The organism is Vibrio sp. D420a, from assembly GCF_030248625.1.
Classification (GTDB): Bacteria; Pseudomonadota; Gammaproteobacteria; order Enterobacterales; family Vibrionaceae; genus Vibrio; species Vibrio fortis_A.
In genome coordinates this window covers 128,609-150,200 of record NZ_JAHGAN010000012.1, presented here as the reverse complement: position 1 = coordinate 150,200, position 21,592 = coordinate 128,609, and the positions used below count along the sequence as shown (strand labels likewise).

The 21,592-nt window shown below is 42.2% G+C and carries 22 protein-coding genes; 10 read left to right on the top strand and 12 right to left on the bottom strand.

All coding sequences use genetic code 11. The features are described from left to right. Positions 1-14: 14 nt before the first annotated feature. The 3 genes from KI743_RS10710 to KI743_RS10700 all read left to right on the top strand — a co-directional run bounded on the left by KI743_RS10710 (position 15) and on the right by KI743_RS10700 (position 2,325). Positions 15-176: a hypothetical protein gene (locus KI743_RS10710; RefSeq protein ID WP_285466351.1), complete on the top strand. Its 162-nt coding sequence runs from the start codon at positions 15-17 to the stop codon at positions 174-176. Positions 177-379: 203 nt separating this feature from the next. Next, on the top strand, positions 380-1,393 hold the full coding sequence (locus KI743_RS10705; RefSeq protein ID WP_285466350.1) for a substrate-binding domain-containing protein: 1,014 nt from the start codon (positions 380-382) through the stop codon (positions 1,391-1,393). Positions 1,394-1,506: 113 nt separating this feature from the next. Beyond that, positions 1,507-2,325 (top strand): hypothetical protein, encoded by an 819-nt coding sequence (locus KI743_RS10700; protein WP_285466349.1) that lies wholly within the window; start codon positions 1,507-1,509, stop codon positions 2,323-2,325. A gap of 21 nt (positions 2,326-2,346) precedes the next feature. Here the strand turns inward: KI743_RS10700 and KI743_RS10695 are convergent, their stop codons facing one another. The 4 genes from KI743_RS10695 to KI743_RS10680 form a co-directional block, all read right to left on the bottom strand. Continuing rightward, the gene (locus tag KI743_RS10695) at positions 2,347-2,871 is read right to left on the bottom strand and encodes a MerR family transcriptional regulator (RefSeq protein ID WP_285466348.1); all 525 of its coding nucleotides are present in this window, start codon (positions 2,869-2,871) and stop codon (positions 2,347-2,349) included. Then, entirely contained in the window at positions 2,858-3,736 is an 879-nt protein-coding gene (locus KI743_RS10690; RefSeq protein WP_285466421.1) for a DMT family transporter, read from the bottom strand. Before KI743_RS10690 ends, KI743_RS10695 begins: the two co-directional genes overlap by 14 nt. A gap of 200 nt (positions 3,737-3,936) precedes the next feature. Then, the gene (locus KI743_RS10685) at positions 3,937-4,854 is read right to left on the bottom strand and encodes an AAA family ATPase (RefSeq protein WP_285466347.1); all 918 of its coding nucleotides are present in this window, start codon (positions 4,852-4,854) and stop codon (positions 3,937-3,939) included. Then, positions 4,851-5,876, bottom strand: a complete 1,026-nt coding sequence (locus KI743_RS10680) for a hypothetical protein (RefSeq protein ID WP_032550802.1) — start codon at positions 5,874-5,876, stop codon at positions 4,851-4,853. The genes KI743_RS10685 and KI743_RS10680 overlap by 4 nt, the downstream gene beginning before the upstream one ends. 1,352 nt (positions 5,877-7,228) lie before the next feature. Between KI743_RS10680 and KI743_RS10675 the strand changes: the two genes are divergently transcribed. Further along, positions 7,229-7,813 carry an NAD(P)H-dependent oxidoreductase gene (locus KI743_RS10675; RefSeq protein WP_285466346.1) on the top strand — a complete coding sequence of 195 codons (585 nt, stop codon included), beginning with the start codon at positions 7,229-7,231 and terminating at the stop codon, positions 7,811-7,813. Between the two features lie 168 nt (positions 7,814-7,981). After that, positions 7,982-8,347, top strand: coding sequence for a helix-turn-helix domain-containing protein (locus KI743_RS10670; RefSeq protein WP_150873065.1), 366 nt, complete (start codon positions 7,982-7,984; stop codon positions 8,345-8,347). A gap of 75 nt (positions 8,348-8,422) precedes the next feature. Here KI743_RS10670 and KI743_RS10665 read toward each other — a convergent pair whose 3' ends face one another. Beyond that, entirely contained in the window at positions 8,423-8,962 is a 540-nt protein-coding gene (locus tag KI743_RS10665; RefSeq protein WP_285466345.1) for a redoxin domain-containing protein, read from the bottom strand. A 499-nt stretch (positions 8,963-9,461) separates the two neighbouring features. On the opposite strand from KI743_RS10665, the gene KI743_RS10660 reads away from it, so the two are divergent. Beyond that, positions 9,462-10,970: an NAD(P)H-hydrate dehydratase gene (locus KI743_RS10660; RefSeq protein WP_285466344.1), complete on the top strand. Its 1,509-nt coding sequence runs from the start codon at positions 9,462-9,464 to the stop codon at positions 10,968-10,970. 489 nt (positions 10,971-11,459) lie between these two features. Then, positions 11,460-11,843: a hypothetical protein gene (locus KI743_RS10655; RefSeq protein WP_285466343.1), complete on the top strand. Its 384-nt coding sequence runs from the start codon at positions 11,460-11,462 to the stop codon at positions 11,841-11,843. Positions 11,844-12,560: 717 nt separating this feature from the next. Here the strand turns inward: KI743_RS10655 and KI743_RS10650 are convergent. Beyond that, positions 12,561-12,734, bottom strand: a complete 174-nt coding sequence (locus tag KI743_RS10650) for a hypothetical protein (RefSeq protein ID WP_285466342.1) — start codon at positions 12,732-12,734, stop codon at positions 12,561-12,563. 241 nt (positions 12,735-12,975) lie between these two features. Here KI743_RS10650 and KI743_RS10645 point away from each other — a divergent pair, with 241 nt between their 5' ends. The 3 genes from KI743_RS10645 to KI743_RS10635 all read left to right on the top strand — a co-directional run bounded on the left by KI743_RS10645 (position 12,976) and on the right by KI743_RS10635 (position 16,085). Further along, positions 12,976-13,266, top strand: a complete 291-nt coding sequence (locus KI743_RS10645) for a helix-turn-helix transcriptional regulator (protein ID WP_285466340.1) — start codon at positions 12,976-12,978, stop codon at positions 13,264-13,266. A 417-nt stretch (positions 13,267-13,683) separates the two neighbouring features. Further along, a complete protein-coding gene (locus KI743_RS10640; protein WP_285466338.1) occupies positions 13,684-14,955 on the top strand; it encodes a hypothetical protein in 1,272 nt (423 codons plus the stop codon). Positions 14,956-15,080: 125 nt separating this feature from the next. Beyond that, complete coding sequence (locus KI743_RS10635; RefSeq protein WP_285466336.1) at positions 15,081-16,085, top strand: metal-dependent hydrolase; 1,005 nt, start codon at positions 15,081-15,083, stop codon at positions 16,083-16,085. Between the two features lie 31 nt (positions 16,086-16,116). Here KI743_RS10635 and KI743_RS10630 read toward each other — a convergent pair whose 3' ends face one another. From KI743_RS10630 to KI743_RS24640, 6 genes are all read right to left on the bottom strand, one after another. Further along, on the bottom strand, positions 16,117-16,806 hold the full coding sequence (locus KI743_RS10630) for a flavin reductase family protein (RefSeq protein ID WP_285466335.1): 690 nt from the start codon (positions 16,804-16,806) through the stop codon (positions 16,117-16,119). 77 nt (positions 16,807-16,883) lie between these two features. Beyond that, complete coding sequence (locus KI743_RS10625; RefSeq protein WP_285466334.1) at positions 16,884-18,365, bottom strand: cryptochrome/deoxyribodipyrimidine photo-lyase family protein; 1,482 nt, start codon at positions 18,363-18,365, stop codon at positions 16,884-16,886. A gap of 239 nt (positions 18,366-18,604) precedes the next feature. Further along, a complete protein-coding gene (locus tag KI743_RS10620) occupies positions 18,605-19,111 on the bottom strand; it encodes a GNAT family N-acetyltransferase (protein WP_285466333.1) in 507 nt (168 codons plus the stop codon). A gap of 74 nt (positions 19,112-19,185) precedes the next feature. Further along, entirely contained in the window at positions 19,186-19,704 is a 519-nt protein-coding gene (locus KI743_RS10615) for an NUDIX domain-containing protein (RefSeq protein WP_306416830.1), read from the bottom strand. 27 nt (positions 19,705-19,731) lie between these two features. After that, positions 19,732-20,166, bottom strand: coding sequence for a hypothetical protein (locus tag KI743_RS10610; RefSeq protein WP_285466332.1), 435 nt, complete (start codon positions 20,164-20,166; stop codon positions 19,732-19,734). 549 nt (positions 20,167-20,715) lie between these two features. Continuing rightward, positions 20,716-20,898, bottom strand: a complete 183-nt coding sequence (locus KI743_RS24640) for an immunity protein YezG family protein (RefSeq protein ID WP_373417828.1) — start codon at positions 20,896-20,898, stop codon at positions 20,716-20,718. Between the last annotated feature and the right edge of the window lie 694 nt (positions 20,899-21,592).

Genomic DNA, 21,592 nt, shown 5'->3' with positions numbered 1-21,592 from the left:
ACATGGGAGGCACCATGAAGCAGCTAAGATTGCAACTAAACCAACTATTAAGCGACACAAGAAGAGAGTGGATGAGAGAGGTTCTATATAACTATTGTCTCACCAACAAAAAGCTTTGGTATTACTACGGCTACCAGTCGTCAAACGAGATGAAAGAAGATCTACTTCAGAAATGAAGTAAGCAATCACTTACTGTTCAATAATTCACTCTGCGATTCACTGAATGTTCGTTCAAAGCCAAAATAGATCATCAAGCATGCTCAAATGGGCATGCTTTTCATTCAAATTCATGATGTATAACGACAATTATTACTTAACTATTTGAGTTCAGCTGCTACACATTGTTAAATAGCTCAAAATTTTTAGTTCTGAGTCCCCTATGGCCACCATAAAAGATGTCGCAAGAGAAGCAGGCGTATCGATCGCTACCACTTCTCGAGTGCTCAACAATGCCCCTCACACCAGCGAAGCAGCGATTGTTGCTGTAAAAAATGCGATGGAAAAGCTGGGATACCGCCCAAATGCCAATGCACGTGCACTCGTAAGTAAGTCTTCTAACGCTATAGGTGTGTTAGTCAATGACATGTCTGCACCGTTTTTTGGCTCTATGATCAAGGCCATAGATACCATTGCGAGTGAGCAAGAAAAGCAGTTGCTGGTGGGCAGTGGTTATCATGATGCAACCAAAGAGCGCAATGCCATCAATTTGCTGATCAACAGTCGCTGTGAATCGTTAGTAGTGCACAGCAAAGGCATGTCTGACGAAGAACTCACTAAGCTTGCTGAAGAGATCCCTGGCATGGTCATCATCAACCGAGTTGTGGAAAATATCGCTCCACGCTGTATTGCTCTTGATAACCGTCAGGGCTCTTATATCGCGACGGAGCACCTTATCCGTAATGGTCACAAACACGTTGGTTACCTGTGTTCTAGTCACGACATTGATGATGCACGCGACCGTCGTGAGGGATACCTAGACGCTCTACGTGATAATGGTATTGAACCCCGTGACGAGTACATCCAATACGGTGAACCTGATGAAACCGGTGGCGAACAAGCCATGGTCGATTTGATGGCGAGAAATACACCGATCACAGCAGTCGCGACTTATAACGATTCAATGGCAGCAGGATGCATGACGCTACTGCAAGAAAACGGGGTTCGTATCCCTGAAGATATGTCAGTGATAGGTTTCGATGATGGCCATATTGCTCGCTATATCTACCCGCGTTTAACTACCATTCGTTACCCAATTCAAGTGATGGCAGACGAAGCAGTGAAATTGTCATTGCAGCTCACAAATAAAGAACAAACGCAACTGAAAGAACACAAGCTGTTTATGCCAATACTTGTGAAACGCTCTTCTGTTAGTACAGCCCAAATAAAGGATTAAGGAGGTAGTCTCCCCTCCCTTAAAACGGTAATATGCTCAACTACATATCAAGTAAAGCCCCATGGTTACTCATTGCATTCTGTTTTCTAGGATTTCTTGTTCCTGGCATCTCAATGCATGTGTTTAAGATATTGCCGTTTGTCTTATTCTTTTTAATGTTCTTCACCTTGGTCGGACTCGACCAAAAAGCGCTACTCAAATCCTTAGTTCGCCCAAAAGGCTGGCTCTATGCCGTAATACATACCTTCGGCATGATCGCCCTCTGCGGCGCTGTGATAATGATGTTCGGCTTAAATCAGGATCACGCCTTAGCCATGTTAGGGGTTGCGGCTACTGGCTCGCTGTTTGCCACTCCCGCGATCGTACGCTCAATTGGCCTGGATTACTTTTCAGCCATGACCTACACCATCACATCCACGCTCTTGAAGCCAGTGGCTCTCTACGCAACGCTGTGGTGGGCCTATAACGATCACTTTGAGTTGGACATGCAGGCTTACTTAGTCAAGTTGATCGTTTATATCGTCGGCCCTATTGCACTCTCCTTCGTGATCCATGCCTTCGTCGATCTATCCAAGATCAAAAAAGTGCATGCTGAGCTGGCTAAGTACAACATAATGCTGGTATTTCTTTTCCCGCTCGGATTAATGGGCGACTTTCGTCAATTGTGGGATACAAATCCAGAGCACGCGTTACACCTTTTCATGCTGGCTTTTGTTTTGTGCCTGAGCTTTTTCGTAGCCGCTTACCTCATATTCAAATTTACCGATCGCGATGGCGCGATGATTGCCGCTATCACGTCGGGGAACCGCAATGTGCTCCTTACCTACACCATAGCAGGGGCTTATCTTGGACCGCTGTTCTTGCCTCTTGTTGGCGCTCTGCAGCTACCAATCTACTTGCAGCCTTTGTTGATAAAACGTTTATTGAAGTAAACGACTATTCGAAATCTTATTTTAAGGCTCACGTGACCAGGTTCTGATAGCCTCGATTTCACTTTCATCAATATTGAGTGACTGAAGAAACTTCAAATGACCAAGCGGCTCCATCTGTTCAAATCGCTTGTGCCAGTTATGCATGTCTTGGTCATCCATTCCGGACTGCCAGAGGATTTCCACCCAGCGCTCCTTGGTCATTAATCCTTGTTCAAGTCCATCAGGTTCTTGGAGCAGAGCAAGAATAGAGTGCTGTTGCTGACGTAGCTTCTGTATTTCTCTATCGAGTGCGGCGAACTGTTGCCTTAACGCCATATCTCGTTCTTTTCCCTCAGCATCGATCATTAGAGACTCAATTTTCGATACTGGGATACCATAAGATCGATACGCCAAGATGGCAGAGAAGCGCTCAACGTCCTTTTGATTATATTGGCGATAGCCACTTGACGATCTCGATGAGGGTTTCAAAAGCCCCTGTCTTTCATAGTAAAGAACCGTTGAACGAGATACCTTCATTCTCTCGCAGAATTGCTTAATGCTCAGCATCAACGTATGACTCCTTTTTTGACTCGAAATATGACCAAACCATGGGGATGATTGCGCTCGCTAGAATGGTTAACACACCTACGAAAGCCCACATGTTAGGAAGCTCCGAAAAAAGCATCCACCCTATCAGTACAGAGTAAATGATCTTCACATATTCCACATTAGCAATAATGTTTGCCTCCGCCCATTTGTAAGCCGAGATCCCAACGTATTGAGCAATAGAAGAAATCACACCGATTGAGAGAAGCCATAGGAGATCCTCAATAGTCGGCGTTTGCCATTGATAAGTTGCCGGAATCAGTGCAATCAAGCCAACACAGACCGCTTGATAGGCTAATAACGTTATCTTCGGTTCAGTCTGTGCAACGGCACGAACACAGGTGACAGCAATAGCCGCTCCTATCGCTGCCGCCACACCTGTCATAACATAAACGAACTCATTTCCAGAAAGCGACGGTTGTACCACCAACATCACACCAGTAAAACCTAAGGTGATGGTAAGACAGCGACGCGTCGTCACTTGTTCTTTCAAGGTTATACGAGCAATGAGCGCGACAAAAATGACTTGTAAAAACCCGAGAGCCGTCGCGTCTGCGAAGGCGATATTACTGACAGTGACAAAACCCAAATAAAGCGCTGTAAACGCTCCAAGTATGCGAAGAATATGAAGCCTAACCTTATTCGGCTTTAACAACACTTTCATGTTGTTGCGCATTGCAGGGGCAAGTAGAAGCACAAAAACGAGCTGTCGGAAGAATAGGATTTGAAAAACATCATAGTCAGCGCTCAATTGACGAACCAACGCCCCGACTAATGTGAAAAGTGCCGTTGAAAAAAGAGCGAGAAAAATACCTTTTGCGGTCATTGGCAGCGATTGAAACCACTGACTCAATACAGCTTGTTTGCTCGATAATCTTTGATACACCTTATTAGACCCCACTTCGACTTATTGAATTAAGGCGCGGAGTCTAAACCTGAAACCTGTAGACAGGTCAAACGTGCCCATACAAAAAAAGCAGCTCTAATTTGAGCTGCTCATAGAAAGGTCTTAACACTAGAGAATGACTAGAGAACATCACGCAAGTTCTTGCGCTCTTCGATCTCTTCCTGCTCGGGGATTGTCCCGGACAGTGTAATGGATTTTGGCGCGGCTTTAATTCGAGTCGTCGTTCTAACACCTTTGCTGCTAGCTCGTGCTTTCGGATTATACAACTCTGGGTTTATGGTTAGGCTTTGGCGAACCTCAACCGCAAACTCTTGATTCTCGTTTTCTGGTAGATAATTACTTTTCAGGTACTTAATCGACATTAAGTCTTTGCTGCGTTTCAAGGTAAATAAACACTTGGTCAAACGCATTACCGATGTAAGCCCTGCTCCAGACGCCATGGTTATCTCTTGATTGCCACGAATTTCATCTTTGTTCACGTGGTGTACTAGTAACAAGCTTGCACCTGAGTCATTGGCTAGCGACTGAAACACATTCTTAATCAATCTATCGTGCTTCACTTCCTCACAGCGTCCGATTGCTTCAGTTACGGTATCGATGATCACTAGGTCAAATTGAGCGAATGTTTCTTTAAGTTGAGCCAAGTATTGTTGATGCTCTAATTGTTCTTGGTGTGAGCAATCAGGTGGTATGACGATAGGCTCAATATCGGTCATGAAGTGCAAGTTGTTCTTCAGTTCAGAGCGAATTGTAGGAGTACAACTAGCTAGCTTATCTTTCATTCTGGTTTGAATAACACCCGCCCCATCCTCCGAGCTCAAGACCAGTGTTTTGGCGGGCCTATCGGCTGCACTCATACCCAATAGCGTCATCGAAGAAGCATGCTCCATAGCGATACACAGTGCTAAGTGAGATTTACCGACATTAGGAGCTGCTATCAACATCCCCACATGACCTTTAAGTAAACCTTTTAAGCTAAAGCTCATTTCTTGACTTGCACGTGACGACATCAGCGTATCAAGAGACTGAGTTATCATGATTCACTTTCTCCGATATAGAAAATTTGAATACCATTTCCGACATCTCGGAATTGTAGACTGAAGTCTTTTTCAATTTGTACTGCATTTGCTAAAAGATCTTTTCTAAGATCACTACGGAAGCTATGACTGACTTTCGAAGCGATAGATTGAATGTAGCTATCAAGCGCCCACTCAAACTTCTTGTTATGCAAAAACTCAGCTTTATGTGTGGTTATGTATTTCAAAAATGAGCGTACTGACGGCTTGCTGTAGTTCGTCATTTTGTGTTGTTCGAGTCGGTAATAGTAACCGTGGTCACGAATGGCCTGCAGCAGACGCATATCAGGAACCAAAAATACATGATTGGTTAAGTTCTTGGTTGTCTTACGACCCGTTTTGAATTTACTGCGATCACAATAGAATCGGTAATCTTGTACAAACTCTAATGGTTTTTTACCGACGACATTTTGATCATCATCGAGTTCGTTGATCACTAGATGTGCAGTTGCCAATTGAGTGATTCTGCGCTCAATTTGATCGTAGTTAGCTCGTGTCGTTGCCATGCCCATTCGCGTAGCCAATTCATACATACTCATCGATAGAACCGTTGCATCTCGATCAATAAATGAATCGAAGCCATCCTCTTGTGTATCCGAAACATCGCCATCGGTAATTGTTTGATATACCTGTGACCAAGTCAGCCGTGCACCAGCTTCATAAGAAGAGTCATCCAATTGGATCGTTTGTGCGTAAGCCAACATGGTTTCTAAGATATCGCGGTGAGGTTGCAGTAAATAGTCAACATGAAGATCAACTCTAAAATTTTTACCGTAACTATTGATGTTCACACTTTCTAATGGATAGTTAAGATCCGTACCACCATTTTGCGCAATCTCAACCAACTTGGACTGCATAGTTGACGTTAACCGAGATGCGGGATGAAAAATCGTTGCTCTTGAAAACAAAATGGATGAGATGAATCGATTCTTTCGATCTTCTTCATTAATAACGGTTAAGCTGGATGATGAAGTCATGATCATTACCTATGGATACGATTTTATCAGTCTAACAGAGATCTTCGATTAACTCATTAACTTCGGTAAATATCTATACTCGATCGGTAAATGTTGATAGTAGATCACAATAACCCCCTATAAACATCGGTAGATGTTTAGTTGATTCGGTAAATGTTTAGTTCTTATGGATTGATCTTTATTTACCGATCTCTTCCCTTATGAGACGTATTGTGGTTACTTTGTGTGCTTGGATCGCCTGAAGATCATTGAGCTTCAACAAATTAAGATCTTACTTCATAGATGATCGGTTAATGTTTATATTAAAACAATCGTGTTCGGCAAATGTTTATATGTGAGATCGTCTAATGTTATTAGATAATCGGTAAATATTTATATCCAATCGGCTAATATCTACGTTTAATCGGTAAATGTCGTTACTTAAAGCGTCATACTAAGAAACTAGAACCTTTAGAATCTAGTTTTAAAAAATTACCAACTTCACTTAGGTTCTGTCGGTGACTCAAAATCTCATCACAAAACTCAAGAGAGTTTTGTAATGAGCTGTTGAGTTTATCGACAAACTTCAGTTGTTTAATGCTCTTTTTGTTCGTTATTTAAGCTTAAGGTGATAGGCTAAATTTTTGTTTCAATAAACTAAATGGAATTCAAAATTTAAGATCGTTAAATGTCATTATCCTCTACTTCTAAGATATAAACATTTAACGAAGTTGATATGATTAGAAGAAGGTATTGTAGAACCTTCATGATGTTTCGATCGTAAAGTTAAGATCATAATCATGTTCGTTACACTGTTACCAATTGATCATAAGTAACTCAAGTAGTAAGTACTTTGGTATGTTAATTTTTTGTCAATGTTCAGGCTGAACATTGACCGATTATTGATGATATTGTGTTCAGTATAAAGATCATAATATAGATGTTTCTAAAGAGTTTTAGTTTATTGCTTTCATTAATAATCCATCTAAGGAACGATTAGTTTTGTTCTTTCCTATTAGTGATCATATAAATTGAGATCGTTTTTTCAGTAAGTAGTTTATTTTTGTCATCAAACCTCACCAGTACGTTACGACGTAACATTTTAACTATCTCGTATTATTCGTAGTATCACTCATTGTTGTTAAATTCAGTGTTCAACGTGAACATTGACATTGTTCCGATCGATGTAACCATATTTGATTGGATGACTAATGATCGGAAAAACAATTTTTTCTACTTTTATCAATGAGTTGTTAGAGATTTGACTAGGTTACTAAAAGTATACTAATTGAAAGTTGTTTTCAGGTTACCATAATAAACCACTATCGGATGGGAACTCCCCTCCCCTATTTAATTTACGATAGTTAAAGGTAATGAAAATGACTAATGTACTGATTATTAACGCGCACGAAGTTTCTCCTTATTCTCCAGGTCGTTTGAATGCGAGTCTAGTTGATAAAGCTCAAACACTTTTACAGAGTAAAGGCTATGAGGTTCGCACGGTTTCTATGCAAGATGAGATTGATGTTGAGGAACAGCTTGGACATTTTGCATGGGCCGACAGAGTGATTATCCAATCTCCTGTCAATTGGATGTCTGTACCATGGTCATTTAAAAAGTATATGGATGATGTGTTTACTGCAGGTATGGGGGGCGCTCTTTGTGCATTCGATGGTCGTAGTGAAAGCGATCCTAAGAAAAACTATGGTACAGGTGGCACTCAAACTGGAACAAAGTACATGCTATCACTGACATTTAATGCTCCTGAAGAGTCGTTTGATGATGACAAGGAATATCTATTCCAAGGCAAAGGTGTTGATGATCTTATGTTCCACATGCATGCAAACTTTCGTTTCTTTGGTATGACTTCTCTTCCGACTTTTTCTTGTTTCGATGTAATGAAAAATGCGGATATTGAGCGTGATTTCGAACGCTTTGAAGCTCATATTATGGCGCATTTTTAAATCTGCATTGGTTAGGCTTAGATTTAAGATTTTTACTATTGGCGTGAAAAGGCCTTCGATTGGTTGCTTTCATAACTAATAGGTAATACTGAAAACGCGTGCAGTATGGACTTGCTGTATACTAAGCATAGTTTGTAACTAACGTAGAAGTTTATCGGGGTATTTATTATGCAAAGCTCCATCACTATAGATACTAAAGGTCGTAAAACGGTTGCTAATGTCTGCACGGAACCGTGTGCTATAGAAAAAGGCATGCGTTTAATTGGCGGTAAGTGGAAAGGCTCCATTATCTATCACTTAAAAGATGGTCCTGTCCGTTTCAATGATTTAGCGAGAATGCTGGGAGGCGCGAGCAAGAAGATGATTGACCAACGATTGAAAGAGCTCGAATCTGAGGGCATGATTATTCGTAAAGTCATCAGTGACCGCCCTATTGCAGTGAGCTATGAACTGACCGAGTTTGGTTCAACAGCATTGGGTATCCTTGAAGAGTTACGTGCCTGGTCGGAAGACCACAACATACAACTTAAATAATTTTAACTTTACTCTAGATAAACAAAAGCCAGCTTAAGTTACTCACTTAGCTGGCTTTTTTACGTCAATTCTAGGCTAATAATCTAGTGTGCCGCGAATTGGGTAATGGTTATTGGGATCTCGTATCCAAGCTAATCCGCGCGTTAACGCCCCCAGTTCTGGACGTACAAAAGGGTTATTTGAAATATCAACGACATGTAACTCCCCTTTTTCATTAACGACGAACAATCCAGGTTCTGCAAAGTTATGATCGGTTTCTTGTTCTGAACGTGGAAGCGAAATGTATACACCGAGTGTTTTCATTTGTTCTTCGGTGAGTCCGTACGCAATTGGGAAAGAGATGTCGAGTTTCTCTAATTGTTCTTCTGTTTGATGTTTTGCGTCTGCTGAGACTGCAAGAATATCGACACCAGCATCATTGAAGGCTTGTTTATAGCTTTCAATCTCATTTAGGTATTTTGTACATAATGGACAGTGCTTGCCCCTATAAACGAATACAGCTTGCCATGTCATTCCTGACTTTGGCTCACCTAAGGTGACATTTGTTCCGTCGAGTAAGGTTGCATTAATAGTAGGAAATGAATCCCCAGCCTTGAGTTTACTTGAATGTCCCATCTGGTTCCCTTTTTATCGAAATTGGATTCTTAAACCATTTCAAATATAGAAGTGATCTCCTTTAGTGACAAGCAGTTACCATTTAGTAACCTACCCCATCTATCTCCCGTATGAGGAGTTTTTTTGTCAATGTTCAGCCTGAACATAAGGCAATGTTACTTGTCCTCACACCTTGTTAGCCTTCCCTTCCCTACTCTATTGCTTACTGCCTTTGAAGGCTTAAAGAACAGGAACTCGTTGTCAACATTTAACCCTACATCAATATAGAGTGTAAGAGGAGGTTGTTTAGTATACCTACCACTACCTATCGCGACTGGATGAAAGATTTTCGGCTTGAGATGTTGTCAATGTTCAGCCTGAACACTGACACGTTTGATTGTTGTTTCTTTGTATAAATAGTTTTTGTACCTGATGTTGCTCGCCGGGACACATCAAACCAATAAACAATGTTATATGCTTTTCAATAAGTAGAACCCAACATTAGTCTTTGAGGCCTCTCATGTTTACAAGCTTGGCAATACCAGAATTACCGCAAGAGCTGTACTTATCAGATACGGTAAGACAGGGAGAAAAACGAGTCGCTAAACTTCTCGGTATTCCCATGTACGAATTGATGGAGCGAGCTGGAGAGTCAGTGTTTTCTGTCATTCAGCAAAGATATGAGCATTGTTGTCATATCCTGGTGGTTACTGGAACTGGTAACAATGGTGGTGATGGCTATGTTGTCGCAAGACTAGCATTGATGTCGGGATACAAGGTGACTTTATGGCAAGTGGGTTCATCTCAAAAGATAAGTGGAGATGCGAAGTCTGCAGAGCAACTCTTTCTATCTGCTGGCGGCAAAGTGCACGAACCAAACTTTGAAGTAGACGATAGTATCGACCTCATTGTTGATGGGATTTTGGGAACAGGGCTTACTGGCAAACTCAGGGAGTATGCCGAGTCTGTTATCACCACATTGAACAAGTCTAGCTGCCCTGTTATCTCAATCGACGTTCCATCGGGGCTAGATAGCGACACAGGTAGACAGCTTGGAACGGCGGTTAAGGCAACGGCGACTGTCACCTTTATTGCCCTCAAAAGAGGCTTGGTTACCGCTCAAGCTCGAAGTCATGTTGGGGAGTTGTTGTTTGCAGGGTTAAGCATAGATGGAGCCTTTGCTGATCATAATGCACCAAATGCTTTGCTCACGAGTTCGAGATGGCTAGATAGGTTGAAAGTTAGAGCACAAGACTCACATAAAGGTAGCCACGGGCGATTGTTGGTTGTTGGCGGCGGTGACGGCATGAGCGGTGCTGCGTATCTTGCCGCTGCAGCTTCGTTGCGTTCCGGGACGGGGTTGCTGGCCTCTATTGTCCATCAATCTAGCTGCTTTCCTATGCGTTCTTTGTTACCTGAAGCTATGGTGTCAGATGTCGAGCAACTATCAGAACGACTTGAATGGTGCACTAGTATCTGTGTGGGTGTCGGTTTAAGTAGACTCGATTGGGGTAAAAATGCTTATGAAGCGGTGATGAGTCAAGCTTATGATATGCCTAAAGTGATAGATGCGGATGGCTTATATTGGTTAGCGCAAGATGACTTAGATGCCCGCCCGATAGAGAATACAGTTATTACGCCTCATCCTGGTGAAGCGGCAATGTTGCTCAATTGCAGTGTCAAAGAAGTTGAAGCCGATCGCTATCTCTCTATTAAAAAGCTATGTCAAAAATATCGATGTGTCACTGTACTTAAAGGGGCGGGAACCTTAATTAGTGATGGCCACAAAACGGTAGTATGCCACGCAGGTAATGCTGGGATGGCGACTGGTGGGATGGGGGATGTACTTGCTGGCCTCATCTCGTCACTCTTAGCACAAGGGTATCAACCTATTGATGCAGCAATACTAGGTAGTGTCATTCACAGTATGGCTGCGGATCACAATGCCAATATGTATGGACAAGTCGGTATGATGGCATCCGACGTATTGGGCTCTATTCGTCATATCATTAATCGTCTAGATAACTAATCTTAGACTGCGATTGTGTCTCTTTTTTGTCAATGTTCAGCCTGAACATTGACAACATAGAACCGCAATTCACTGTAGAACGTCGCGCCCAAGTTAGTGTTACGTACTGCCGATGCCTCTACACTTACATCGAATCAAGAGTTTGATTTCTGTATATCTGACGTGAGGCTAGGGGAGTTAAGATCCCAAGTAAAAGATGTCGCATTTACTATAGGATTAAAAGGTAAAACCTCAGAAGTCATCTATCATATTCTTTTAGCTTGTCCGTGATGAGTGATTAGTCATACGTCCTTGTCTATTAGAAAGCGTGAATGCTTACTTTAAGTGACATTGTCACTTTATATTGCGAGATAGACTCCATACAGTAAGATTTGTAGCGCTATAGCGATCAAAACAACGCGATATAGAATGAGTAACTCTAAGGCTTGCATTCTACACTGATGCAGTAGGTTTTATTAAGAAGACAGAAGTGCCACTTTATGAGTACAAGTGGTCTCCCGACAAGAGCAGTCGGGTGTTGAGTTGCTGTTAGAACCAATGGAGTTTGAGCCAGCTCGCCATTATCAACAAGCGTTGAAAGAGGCGAGTATTCCATGGACATCATTTTCTTTGGACGATGCACAACAAGAGTATGAAAGGCTGATTGCTCTCGGCGTTGAGTATTCAATCGAGCCGAGAGAAGCGGGGAATGTCATGATTGCTGTACTTGATGAAACTTGTGGTAATTACATACAATTGGTGCAGATACTTCAGCCCCTACCGAGCAAACTTAACCTCGAACCATACACTCAAAGGCAACAAACGTCCGGTCTACTGGTCACCAAAATATACCAATTAGAATCACATCAGCTTAAGTCTTCATATTTCGATTGACAAAAAACAACTTGCTCAACGAACAATTGAGAAATGTTTATTTTTTCACATGAGGTAGTTGCTTGAACAACTTATCAACGATAAACGTAATAATTAATTGGTAATTGACTGACAGCTGACTGACAGATTGGTGCCACATAAAGAGCTAGTGGATGATGGTGATAACAGAAATTAAGGGCAGGAATGGTATGAAATAAGCATAAGACGCACCAAAAGTGTCACAATGCTGTCACTCAATCAGGATGCAATAACAAAAATTTCGGGACGAATGAGGACGACAAGCCTTATGGTTAGCAACCAACCCTCAAGTGACAGCTGACTAAATTACCCTCGCCAGACCCATCTTTAGAATTAAAATATTTTAACAGTTTTAATAATTAAAATAATTAAAATAATTAAAAGGGCTTCGCCAAACTATGATCCAAAAGTAGCTATGTCAAGATAAACTTAACCAAATTGAGATCGGGGGATGCGTGGGAGGATGGGTCCGAGTGCGTGGGGATGTCCACCAAGAAACGGCAGCCTTCTGTCACACATCTGTCAATGCGACAGGCGTGTGACAGAAATGGGCCTATTGCCTTTTTCATTTAATGACCAGTTCCGAGGTTAAACCCGAAGTGCGTAGCTGTAGGTTGAACCTACGACCTAACAGATTCCATTCGTAGGTAGTGACTTTACAAACCTTGTACTGCGTACTTCAATTGGTACTTCTGATGCTCATAATTGCTCTTGAGCCTTGTCGATAGCTGAACTAGGTTCGATACCGAAAGTTAGAGCTTCGCGCTGCGGCTTTAATAACTCACCGATTGACGTTGTGCCTTTAGTGCCTAGTTCGTACTCGATGCTTAGTGCGTCATATACGATTGTCGCTACCGTCTTAGTGTATTCCACTGAGAAGAAACCTTTTTTAGTCTATCGCTAACTTATGTCTAGAAGGCGCGTCATAGAGTGTGGCGCTCCTTACGTTTATACTCTCATCTCATGCTAAACTTCCTGTTGTCCCTAATCGATGTTTTTGGTCACGATGGCATCAACCCCTAAGACATTCTATGAATAAGAGATAGATCGCTTATACCGCGACATAGCAACGCTTGAGCGACACTATGCCCTAATCAGGCAATCTAAAGCGTTCATGGAAAAGCACTATGCTCAAAAACTCGAGCTGGATGATTTAGCTCAGGCTGCTTTTATGTCTAGATTTCATTATGTTCGTACTTTTAAGCAGCTGTATGGTCTGACGCCAAGAAACTACCTACGGGGTATGCGAATCGCAAAAGCCAAAGAACTTTTAAAGCAAGGACTCTCGATTACTGATACTTGCGCTGATGTCGGCTACGAGAGTCTGTCTACCTTTTCGAACACCTTCAAAAAAAGTACCAGATATTCACCAAGAGAGTTTCGTGAGTTCCACTTAAATCTCTAGCACGGCCACGTACAGTGGCGCTGTATTTCTGCTACTCAAGACGCTATTAGAAAGGAATGTTCAGGCTGAACATTGACAAGTTTTTCGCTCATTCCAAAGCTGTATTACTTATTTAACTTTTGGGTTAGTAATGTCTATTCGATTATTTGATGCTAAAGGGACAGTGTCACGCCTAACCTATAGGCGACATACTTTCAGCCTAGCGCCTAAGCAATCATGATGAGTTTGTGTAGAGAGACGTTGTCGTGTGTGCTGTCTACAAACGGATTGTTCCTTCAATTTCTTAAGAAAGTGCACATGCTTTTGATCTGGCTTCTTGCATAGCCAATGTTATAAGAGCTACAGCAGAGTTTTGTTGTAAATGAGAATAGCTTTCAATACTATGTGAAAATCTCACCTATGACAGTAGTATTCGAAATGCATTCACAATCAGTCACCAAGGTAAAGAAGGCGTTTCTTTCCGGTATATGGGCAACATTAATCAGCATTGCGATAGGTTTTACCTTTAAGATCTGGCTTGCCGGCTGGGTAGCAAAAGCCGATTTGGCGCTCTTTCATACTGTCGTTGATATCATTTCTCTGTCCATGATACTGATGACGGGCTTCCGCTCATCCATGGTCGTGACGTATTCTCAAACCAAGAATGATATCGATATTATCAATATCTTCCGCTTTACTCTTATTGTCGTCGTCCTAATGACGTGGGGTGGGGTGATTCCTTACATCAAGCACAGCTTGGATATCGGTGTTGAATACTTGCAGTTGGTGGGCATCATTTTTGGTTTGGGGCTTAAGCTCTACTTTACCAACTTAGTTGCTATGTATCGTTTGTACGACATCACTAACCGCACCACTTGGCTTGACCCTGCCTTGAACGTGGCTCTGTTTCTATTCGCTTACTATATTGCTGGATTCAGTGCGTTAACGGCGTTGTTCTATGGTTTGACCATATCTTCGTTGATAACAGCGCTCTATATGTATATCAGCCGAAGAAAAGAGATATCGACTCTGCCAATCAAGCCTGTACAGCTTAATTCAGACATGTACGGCTATGTGAAAAAGAGCTTTACTGCGACACTCGAAGCAGGAGCAAGCATTCTTATGATTTACATTGCTGTGTTGCTAACTATTCGCTACTTCAGCGTTGATGAATTGGGTGATTTTCAGGTTGTGGTGCGTCCGGTCTTCACATACATGACGATGTTATTCGTATTCCCAATTTACCGCTTTGTTCTGCCTGAACTGTCTGTGAAGGTTCGAAATGGAGAATTCTCTGAGATTCAGCTTATCCGTCGATGGGTGTTTAAGTTGTCATTTATTGTCAGCGGTGCGTTTTTCTTGACGATGCTGTTGTTCGGTACAAACCTTGTTGAAGCGCTTTTCCCAGCTGAGTATGCAGGCGCAACACCAGTGTTGTTCCACTTCTCTATCTTCTTTATTTTTATGATGCTAAATGCCCACCAACTGGCCTACATCAAAGCAAACGGACACTTTAAAACAAGCTTATTTATTCGCTTAACAGGTATCGCGACGCTGGTTGTTATGTTCTATGTAATATCTGCGTTTACTGACAATGTTGTGGCGATCATTATCGCATTGTGTTCTGGTTACCTAATGATGTTTATATTATCGAGTTTCAAAGAGAAGCAGATTCGTGAGTTTGCTCTTGCACAATCACAAGCGGCCTAAATAAGGGAAGGAAGGCCACAACCCTCTACTGGATATAAATGTTGGCTTGCCTTCACATAGGCCAATAAATGCGTCTACTCTAAATAGTATGAGTCATTTAGATTAATGCTATCAAAGAGTTATAAATGGACCCATTGACGCAAGGGATGCTGGGCGCAGCGTTGACACTGGCAGTAAGTAAGGGGAAGCACCTGAGGGCTGCCGCGGTTTTGGGCGGGCTTTCTGGGATGGCACCCGATTTGGATGTACTCATCCGTTCTAGCCAAGATCCGTTATTGTTTCTTGAGTATCACCGACAGTTTACCCACTCCTTGTTGTTTATCCCCTTTGGTAGTTTGCTTTGCGCGTTAGTCTTCTATTTCATTTTTGCAAAGCGGTGCGATCTCTCTTTCCAGCGGACATGGTTCTATTGTGCGCTGGGTTACGGTACCCACGGCATGCTAGACGCTTGCACCAGTTACGGAACGCAGCTGCTTTGGCCTATCTCCGATGAACGCGTTGCCTTTAGTATCATCTCCGTTATCGACCCTGTGTTTACATTGCCATTATTGGTTCTGGTTATTCTCGCTTTCTGGAAGTACAAGTCTAAGTTCGCTCTGGTGGCGATGAGCTGGACATTTGTCTATTTGATTATTGGGGGAATACAGAAAGATAGAGCGGAAGCTGCTGGGTTGGAGCTAGCTAACGAGCGTCAACATACTCCTGTAGCCGTGGAAGTAAAGCCAACGTTAGCCAACCTCCTTGTTTGGAAAGTCGTTTATGAAGTGAATGACACCTATTTTGTGGATGCGGTTAGGGTCGGGCCTGATGTTAAAGCATATCCGGGAGATTCTATTGCTAAGCTAAATGTTGCTACTGACTTGCCGTGGGTGTCGCAAGGTAGTCAGCAGATGATAGATATTGGCCGGTTTTCTCGCTTTTCTAATGGATACCTTGCATTAGATCCTTACAACCAACATCGAATCATCGATGTGCGATATTCGATGGTACCGAATCAAATCAACGCGCTTTGGAGTATTGAGCTATCTCCATCCGCCAAGAACAATGACCATGTCAAATACATAGTCGATAGAGAAAACACTCCTGCATCGAGAGAGGTCTTTACCAGAATGCTCTTGGGACGTGATTAAAAAGCCTAAAACGAGCTAGGCTCAATCACGGCTATTCCGGCACAGGGTTAACAGCTGCCCATGACGATGGCTCACCGTCGGTGGTTAGTGGAAATACACTTTTGTCTGGCTTAGCATAGCTTAAACGGTTAATGCGTTGAGTACTGTGGTAACTATCTAGCCCCGAAATCGTGACTGTGCCTAACGCGTCGAGGTCTAGAAAACCATCATGCATGATCGCCATTCTTGGAACGTGAATGGTGTTGACCTCTCCAACAAGCATTACCGTGTCATTGCTCTTAATGTCAATACGTTCCTTCAGAGTTAACGCGATTTTTAAACGGCTTTCTAAAACGAACGGGGCAGGGCAGTTGCCGTCGTAATAAGGAGTGAGTCCCACCTTACTAAACTCGGAAGTTGATTTTGAGTATCGAGCCGATGTTTGGTGTGCCTGTTGGAAAATCTTGTCGTTGACGCTGTTTATTGTGAACGACTTGGTTTCAATGATGTTTTGAAGCGTGTGTCTTGGCGTTTTACACGGGCGAACAATAAAGCCCAACAGGGGAGGGTGTGAGCCCAAATGGACGACAGAACTAACGATTGCAAGGTTCTCTTGTCCTTGTTCATCTCTTGTCCCTATCAGATTAGCGCTTTTGAATCCCGATATCGAGTTGACCAATCGAGTACGGAAACGCTTTTCCATGGTTTGAATATCATCGTGCGAAAAAGTTAACTCTCTCATGTGTCTACCCATAGTCTCAATGTGATTGGCGAAGGCTTTGTTTAGGAAGATATTTACGTCAAAGGTTTGTTTTGCGATCAACTGGTTGCGCGTTTATTGGTTTGACGTACATGCCTAGCTAAAATTCGCGCTCCTTCATTTTTAACATCAATGCGTTTTTTCCAAGACCACAGTCGTTCTCTCGCTTCGCGTGCTCTCTCGTTCAGATCGAAAATTGGGTCTAGGTATGGTGAATCTTGTTCCAACTGATACATCGCAGCTTCCATTTGTGTCATCTTCCACGGTTCAAATATCAATGGCGTAGGAACTTGTTCTAACTCAGGCACCCATTTTTTGACAAACTCCCCATCTGAATCATGTTCTTGTGCCTGCTTGATAGGGTTGTATATGCGGATGGTATTAATGCCGGTCACGCCAGCTTGCATCTGGAACTGGGAATAATGAATACCAGGCTCAAAGTCGAGAAATAACTGGGCTAGGTGAGTCACGCCTTCCCGCCAATCCATGCTCATGTGATGGGTAAGGAAGCTGACCAACATCGCTCTCATTCGGAAATTGATGTATCCGGTGTGATGTAAGCAGCGCATGCAGGCGTCGACCAAAGGAAATCCAGTATTACCTGACTTCCAAGCCAAGAGGTGATTTGGATCTGTATTACAAGATTGTGAGAGTAACGCTTCATAGGCCGTATTGGTGCAACGAAACTCCATCTCACACTCTGATTCGAATTTTTGGATGAAATGACAATGCCAGTGGAGCCGAGATGATAGGGCGATTAAGCTACGACGAAAGCCGGGCACGTTCCAATGTTGCAATAGCTCTTGGTAGACCTCACGAAGCGAGATGTTGCCCCACGCAAGATAGGGAGACAAGCGAGTGCAAGCATTTCTAGATGTGATTGGGCTAGAAAGGCTGCGATAGTAGTCTTTACCTCTGCGGTTAAAGAAGTCGTGAAGTGTTAGCCATGCAAGCTTACTTCCGCCTGTTTGCATGCCACTACTTAAATTCGTCCATGATTTGGGAGGGGTGAATGCATGGTCAACTTGTTTAGAGTCTAAAGTATGTAAGTGTTCACTACACAGTTCAGGCTTTAATATTTCAGAGCGCATGACTAAAGACCAGTTTTTATCCCAGTCCTCTCGGTTTGCTAATCCGCGCAAGACAGCCCCCTGCTGAGACTCTTGCCAAGCGATACCTTCGGCATCGAACCATCCCTTGAGCAAGCGGTCGCGCTCGAAAGTACAATTCAAGCCGATCTCTTGATGGGAATAGACGGTATCTATTAGGTACTTAGATTGTATCTCTTGGAAGCACTCTAACGCGTCTCCCTGCATTACAGAGACTTGATGTCCGTGATGAGCTAACGTTTCGTTCATGCACTCAAGAGACTGCCACACAAATCGCCAATGCCTCTCTGAGTAGTGAGGGTTGTTGAGCAATGAAGGCTCGAATATGTAGAGCAAAATTGTCGGGCGATCGGACGATAGTGCATTGAATAAAGGGGGATGGTCGGTGAGTCGAAGGTCGCGTTTGAACCATACGATGTTGACTGTTTTCATGTGGTTTCTCGTTTTTTGAACCACTACGTAGCAACAAACAAAATGTCTCAATTTTCTTTAAAACTAACGAGTAAAGTAGTCGTTAGAGGTTAAGTGTGGATGATGAGATTGTCTTAGTGATGCTGGCGGTCTTGAAGCGAAAATGTAACCTAAGGGGTAGGGGAGCTCTCGATATTGGCATTAACTGAGTGCGATTGAGTTAATTTGAAGTTTGCGTCGAGTTAAGTCACAAGGCCATCTCACGCTCGGTATTCATATAAGTTGTTCTCTAAACCATACAATTCGATGGTGCCCTTCAGCTCAAAGCCTACTTTTGTTAGTACTCGGTTTGAACCTTTGTTACTGGGGAAGGTAACAGCTAGCACAGTATCTAAAGATAGAGCTTTAACAGTATGTTGAAGTACCCCGATAGAAGCCTCCGTCGCATACCCTTGATTACAATATTCCGGTAGAAATGCATAACCAAGATCTGGATTGTCTAACTCGGGGCGTTTTAATACGCCACAAATTCCTATAGGTGCACCCGTTTTGCGTAGCGAGACTAGGTTCAGGCCGAAACCGTATGTTTCGTAACTAGCCAATGGACCATTGGTAAGATAGTTCTTAGCATCTTCTAAGGTACGGATGTTTTTATCGGCAATATTGCGGATAAAAGACTCATCATTGTATAAACGGATGACAAAATCTGTATCTTTGAGCGTAAGCTGGCGAATAGCCAATCTTTCTGTTTTACATACTAACGTCAATGAAGGGACCTCTGGTTGTGGTAAAAGGTTAGTGGTGGACTTTGGGAACCGTGTTTAAATGAGAGTGCCAAATGTTATGTATCACTTTGATATGCCTGTTGTATAAACATAGTTTCGACTTGTTTAATGGCTTTACAAAACACTTTGTGACATTCAAATTCCAGACAACCTCCGAGTTTGTGCCAGAAAAAATTGAACTCGTGGCCGCCATCATCTTGTGTGTAGAAGGTCCAGTTGTTTGGTAAACTTTCCGATACTTCACACAGGACAAAATGCCAAAGTTGATTTTGGAAACCACTTTCCCAACTTCTGAGGTATTTAGTTCTGGAAACTTTGGATATACCTGACTCCTCTGTAAGCTCTCTAAGTGCTGCGCTCTCTATTGAACTGTCTGTCAGCTCTAACGTACCTTTTATTAATTGCACACCGGCCAAAGGATGTTCGAATACTAGCAACTCCAAATTCGAACCTGATTTGCGCAGTACTACTGGACACACTTTAACTTCTCTATTTTGAATCCTTTTAGTCACAGGCTTTTCCTTTGTGTATGGCACTGCGTTGATGTAGTGAGCAACACTATCACTTAATGCCATATCTTGGGGATCTGTTTTAAATATTTGTTAAATAAGATTATTACTTAGATCAGAACGGATAGAATTGATTACTTTCTTTTCTAACGTATATTGCTGCCATGACAATGGTGTTGATAAATGAAGTAAGATTTCACCTAGAGGGTGAGAATGCACCACCTCAATAACCTTTCCGTTTGGAGAATCAAAGCGACCACTCAAACCTTTATCTAAACAACCCAAAAGTTCTTCAAACTGCTTTCTTGTATAGATATGTTTTTTTCGATTCCATAAACAACTGGTTGCCTTTAATTGGAAGCAAATTTCGTATATTTCTTTATTGGACTTAATGCTGACCAGTTGAAGCATTGTCCCTCTATATTCTTTACTAACAATGTCAGTCGCATCACACAAATATATGTCTGCGAGCGGCTTCTGAGTGCGCCAAATTACATAAAATATGAGTACTAAAACAAATGCTGCCAACGCCATTTCTCCATATGCTATATGACACCGTAATGCGAATCGCTCTTGAAAAAATTGTTATATTCTTCAACAGTTCTTAATGCTCGCGCAACCAGTTATTGACAGTTCGAGGCTTCTATTTTCATTGCAATTAACGAAAAGTCTGGAACCATCAGAGAATTCTATGCACAGTTCACTTTCTCGATGGCGATAAATCTCAGATACTTTTTTGTTACCGAGTAGGCTTGTAAGCTTTTTCGCTTCTAATTCTAAGTTCGTTCTCATCTTAGGAAATACTCGTCCTTTACTTGACCACACGCCCTGTTAGTGAGTGGACTCATTTATTGCACTTAATGCTTTGATATACAACGCCATATCTAATACGAAACTTTCAGTCATACCATCAGACCTAACTAAGGTCCAAAGTAGTTCTTTTTGAACCAAAGACTCGATGGCAGAACTAGATAAACCAAGCCGTTTCATTTGCGAAAATGTAAGGGCTGTCCCCCCCGGTTCAACAAATGTGATAACCACTAGTTTTTCATGCTCACTGAGCCCGTTATACGTATATCAAGACCAGCGAGGCTTTCCATATGAGAAATCTATGACATACTTCCCGTTTGACTTTAGATTGTAAAAACACTTCGTCCAAGCGCCTTTCTCGTTATCCTTGCTATGTCTTCGAAGTTCCACGAAGCAGTTAACAAGCTCTCTAGTTATATTGGGGTAATGCTCTTCTCCATTTTCGTCCAAATACCAAGCACAGAGGTCAGCTAACTCAGCATCAATTTCAGCTTCAATAAAGAGTTCCGTCCAGTTAGGCGTAATCTCAGATGTAACAATATGTCCAATATCATTCAATAGGTGTGTCGATTTCTTCGAATCCAATTTGTATCCTCTTAGCCATTTAACGCCTTGTTATGTATGTACTTCATTGTAGGTGAAGGAACTAGCAAATACTTGGATATCGTCTCCTGATTGCATCTCTATAATGTACGTTCCTTTCTCTGACACTCTTACTTCGTTGACTGAAACCGATGGTCCCCACGGCTCCGCTTGGGTTATATTCACGGCTGATACCGCTGAGAAATTAATTTCGAACTGCACGCTCTCTTTCGAGCATAGTAATCCAGTTATTCGAACTGACTTTTTCTCCCATAAATACTCGACAGATTGAACGACTGAATCATGCAAACGTAAATCTGGAAATCTCATATCGTCCCTCAAAGCACATAACAGTTTTATTAGACAGAATCTTTCTACCTAGTTTTTTATATTTACTATCTTAATGTAAATTATATCGAATAAACAGTGGCTTACGTTCTATATGGTGTGGCTGAGTCTCAAATGTAAAATTAATCTGTATAGTATGACTAGAAGAGGTAATCGCATTTGGAGTAGGTATCGCTAGGAATATATCATTTTCGTTGTAGACGAGTTATTGGCT

What these genes read in the sequence shown, in the direction of transcription:
- KI743_RS10615 (WP_306416830.1), bottom strand. Translation starts at nt 19,704, where the DNA reads ATGGCATTAAGTGATAGTGTTGCTCACTACATCAACGCAGTGCCATAC.
- KI743_RS10695 (WP_285466348.1), bottom strand. Translation starts at nt 2,871, where the DNA reads ATGCTGAGCATTAAGCAATTCTGCGAGAGAATGAAGGTATCTCGTTCA.
- KI743_RS10675 (WP_285466346.1), top strand. Translation starts at nt 7,229, where the DNA reads ATGACTAATGTACTGATTATTAACGCGCACGAAGTTTCTCCTTATTCT.
- KI743_RS10630 (WP_285466335.1), bottom strand. Translation starts at nt 16,806, where the DNA reads ATGAGAGAGTTAACTTTTTCGCACGATGATATTCAAACCATGGAAAAG.
- KI743_RS10705 (WP_285466350.1), top strand. Translation starts at nt 380, where the DNA reads ATGGCCACCATAAAAGATGTCGCAAGAGAAGCAGGCGTATCGATCGCT.
- KI743_RS10690 (WP_285466421.1), bottom strand. Translation starts at nt 3,736, where the DNA reads ATGACCGCAAAAGGTATTTTTCTCGCTCTTTTTTCAACGGCACTTTTC.
- KI743_RS10710 (WP_285466351.1), top strand. Translation starts at nt 15, where the DNA reads ATGAAGCAGCTAAGATTGCAACTAAACCAACTATTAAGCGACACAAGA.
- KI743_RS10645 (WP_285466340.1), top strand. Translation starts at nt 12,976, where the DNA reads ATGGAAAAGCACTATGCTCAAAAACTCGAGCTGGATGATTTAGCTCAG.
- KI743_RS10625 (WP_285466334.1), bottom strand. Translation starts at nt 18,365, where the DNA reads ATGAAAACAGTCAACATCGTATGGTTCAAACGCGACCTTCGACTCACC.
- KI743_RS10680 (WP_032550802.1), bottom strand. Translation starts at nt 5,876, where the DNA reads ATGATCATGACTTCATCATCCAGCTTAACCGTTATTAATGAAGAAGAT.
- KI743_RS10665 (WP_285466345.1), bottom strand. Translation starts at nt 8,962, where the DNA reads ATGGGACATTCAAGTAAACTCAAGGCTGGGGATTCATTTCCTACTATT.
- KI743_RS10685 (WP_285466347.1), bottom strand. Translation starts at nt 4,854, where the DNA reads ATGATAACTCAGTCTCTTGATACGCTGATGTCGTCACGTGCAAGTCAA.
- KI743_RS10660 (WP_285466344.1), top strand. Translation starts at nt 9,462, where the DNA reads ATGTTTACAAGCTTGGCAATACCAGAATTACCGCAAGAGCTGTACTTA.
- KI743_RS10635 (WP_285466336.1), top strand. Translation starts at nt 15,081, where the DNA reads ATGGACCCATTGACGCAAGGGATGCTGGGCGCAGCGTTGACACTGGCA.
- KI743_RS10700 (WP_285466349.1), top strand. Translation starts at nt 1,507, where the DNA reads ATGCATGTGTTTAAGATATTGCCGTTTGTCTTATTCTTTTTAATGTTC.
- KI743_RS10670 (WP_150873065.1), top strand. Translation starts at nt 7,982, where the DNA reads ATGCAAAGCTCCATCACTATAGATACTAAAGGTCGTAAAACGGTTGCT.
- KI743_RS10640 (WP_285466338.1), top strand. Translation starts at nt 13,684, where the DNA reads ATGCATTCACAATCAGTCACCAAGGTAAAGAAGGCGTTTCTTTCCGGT.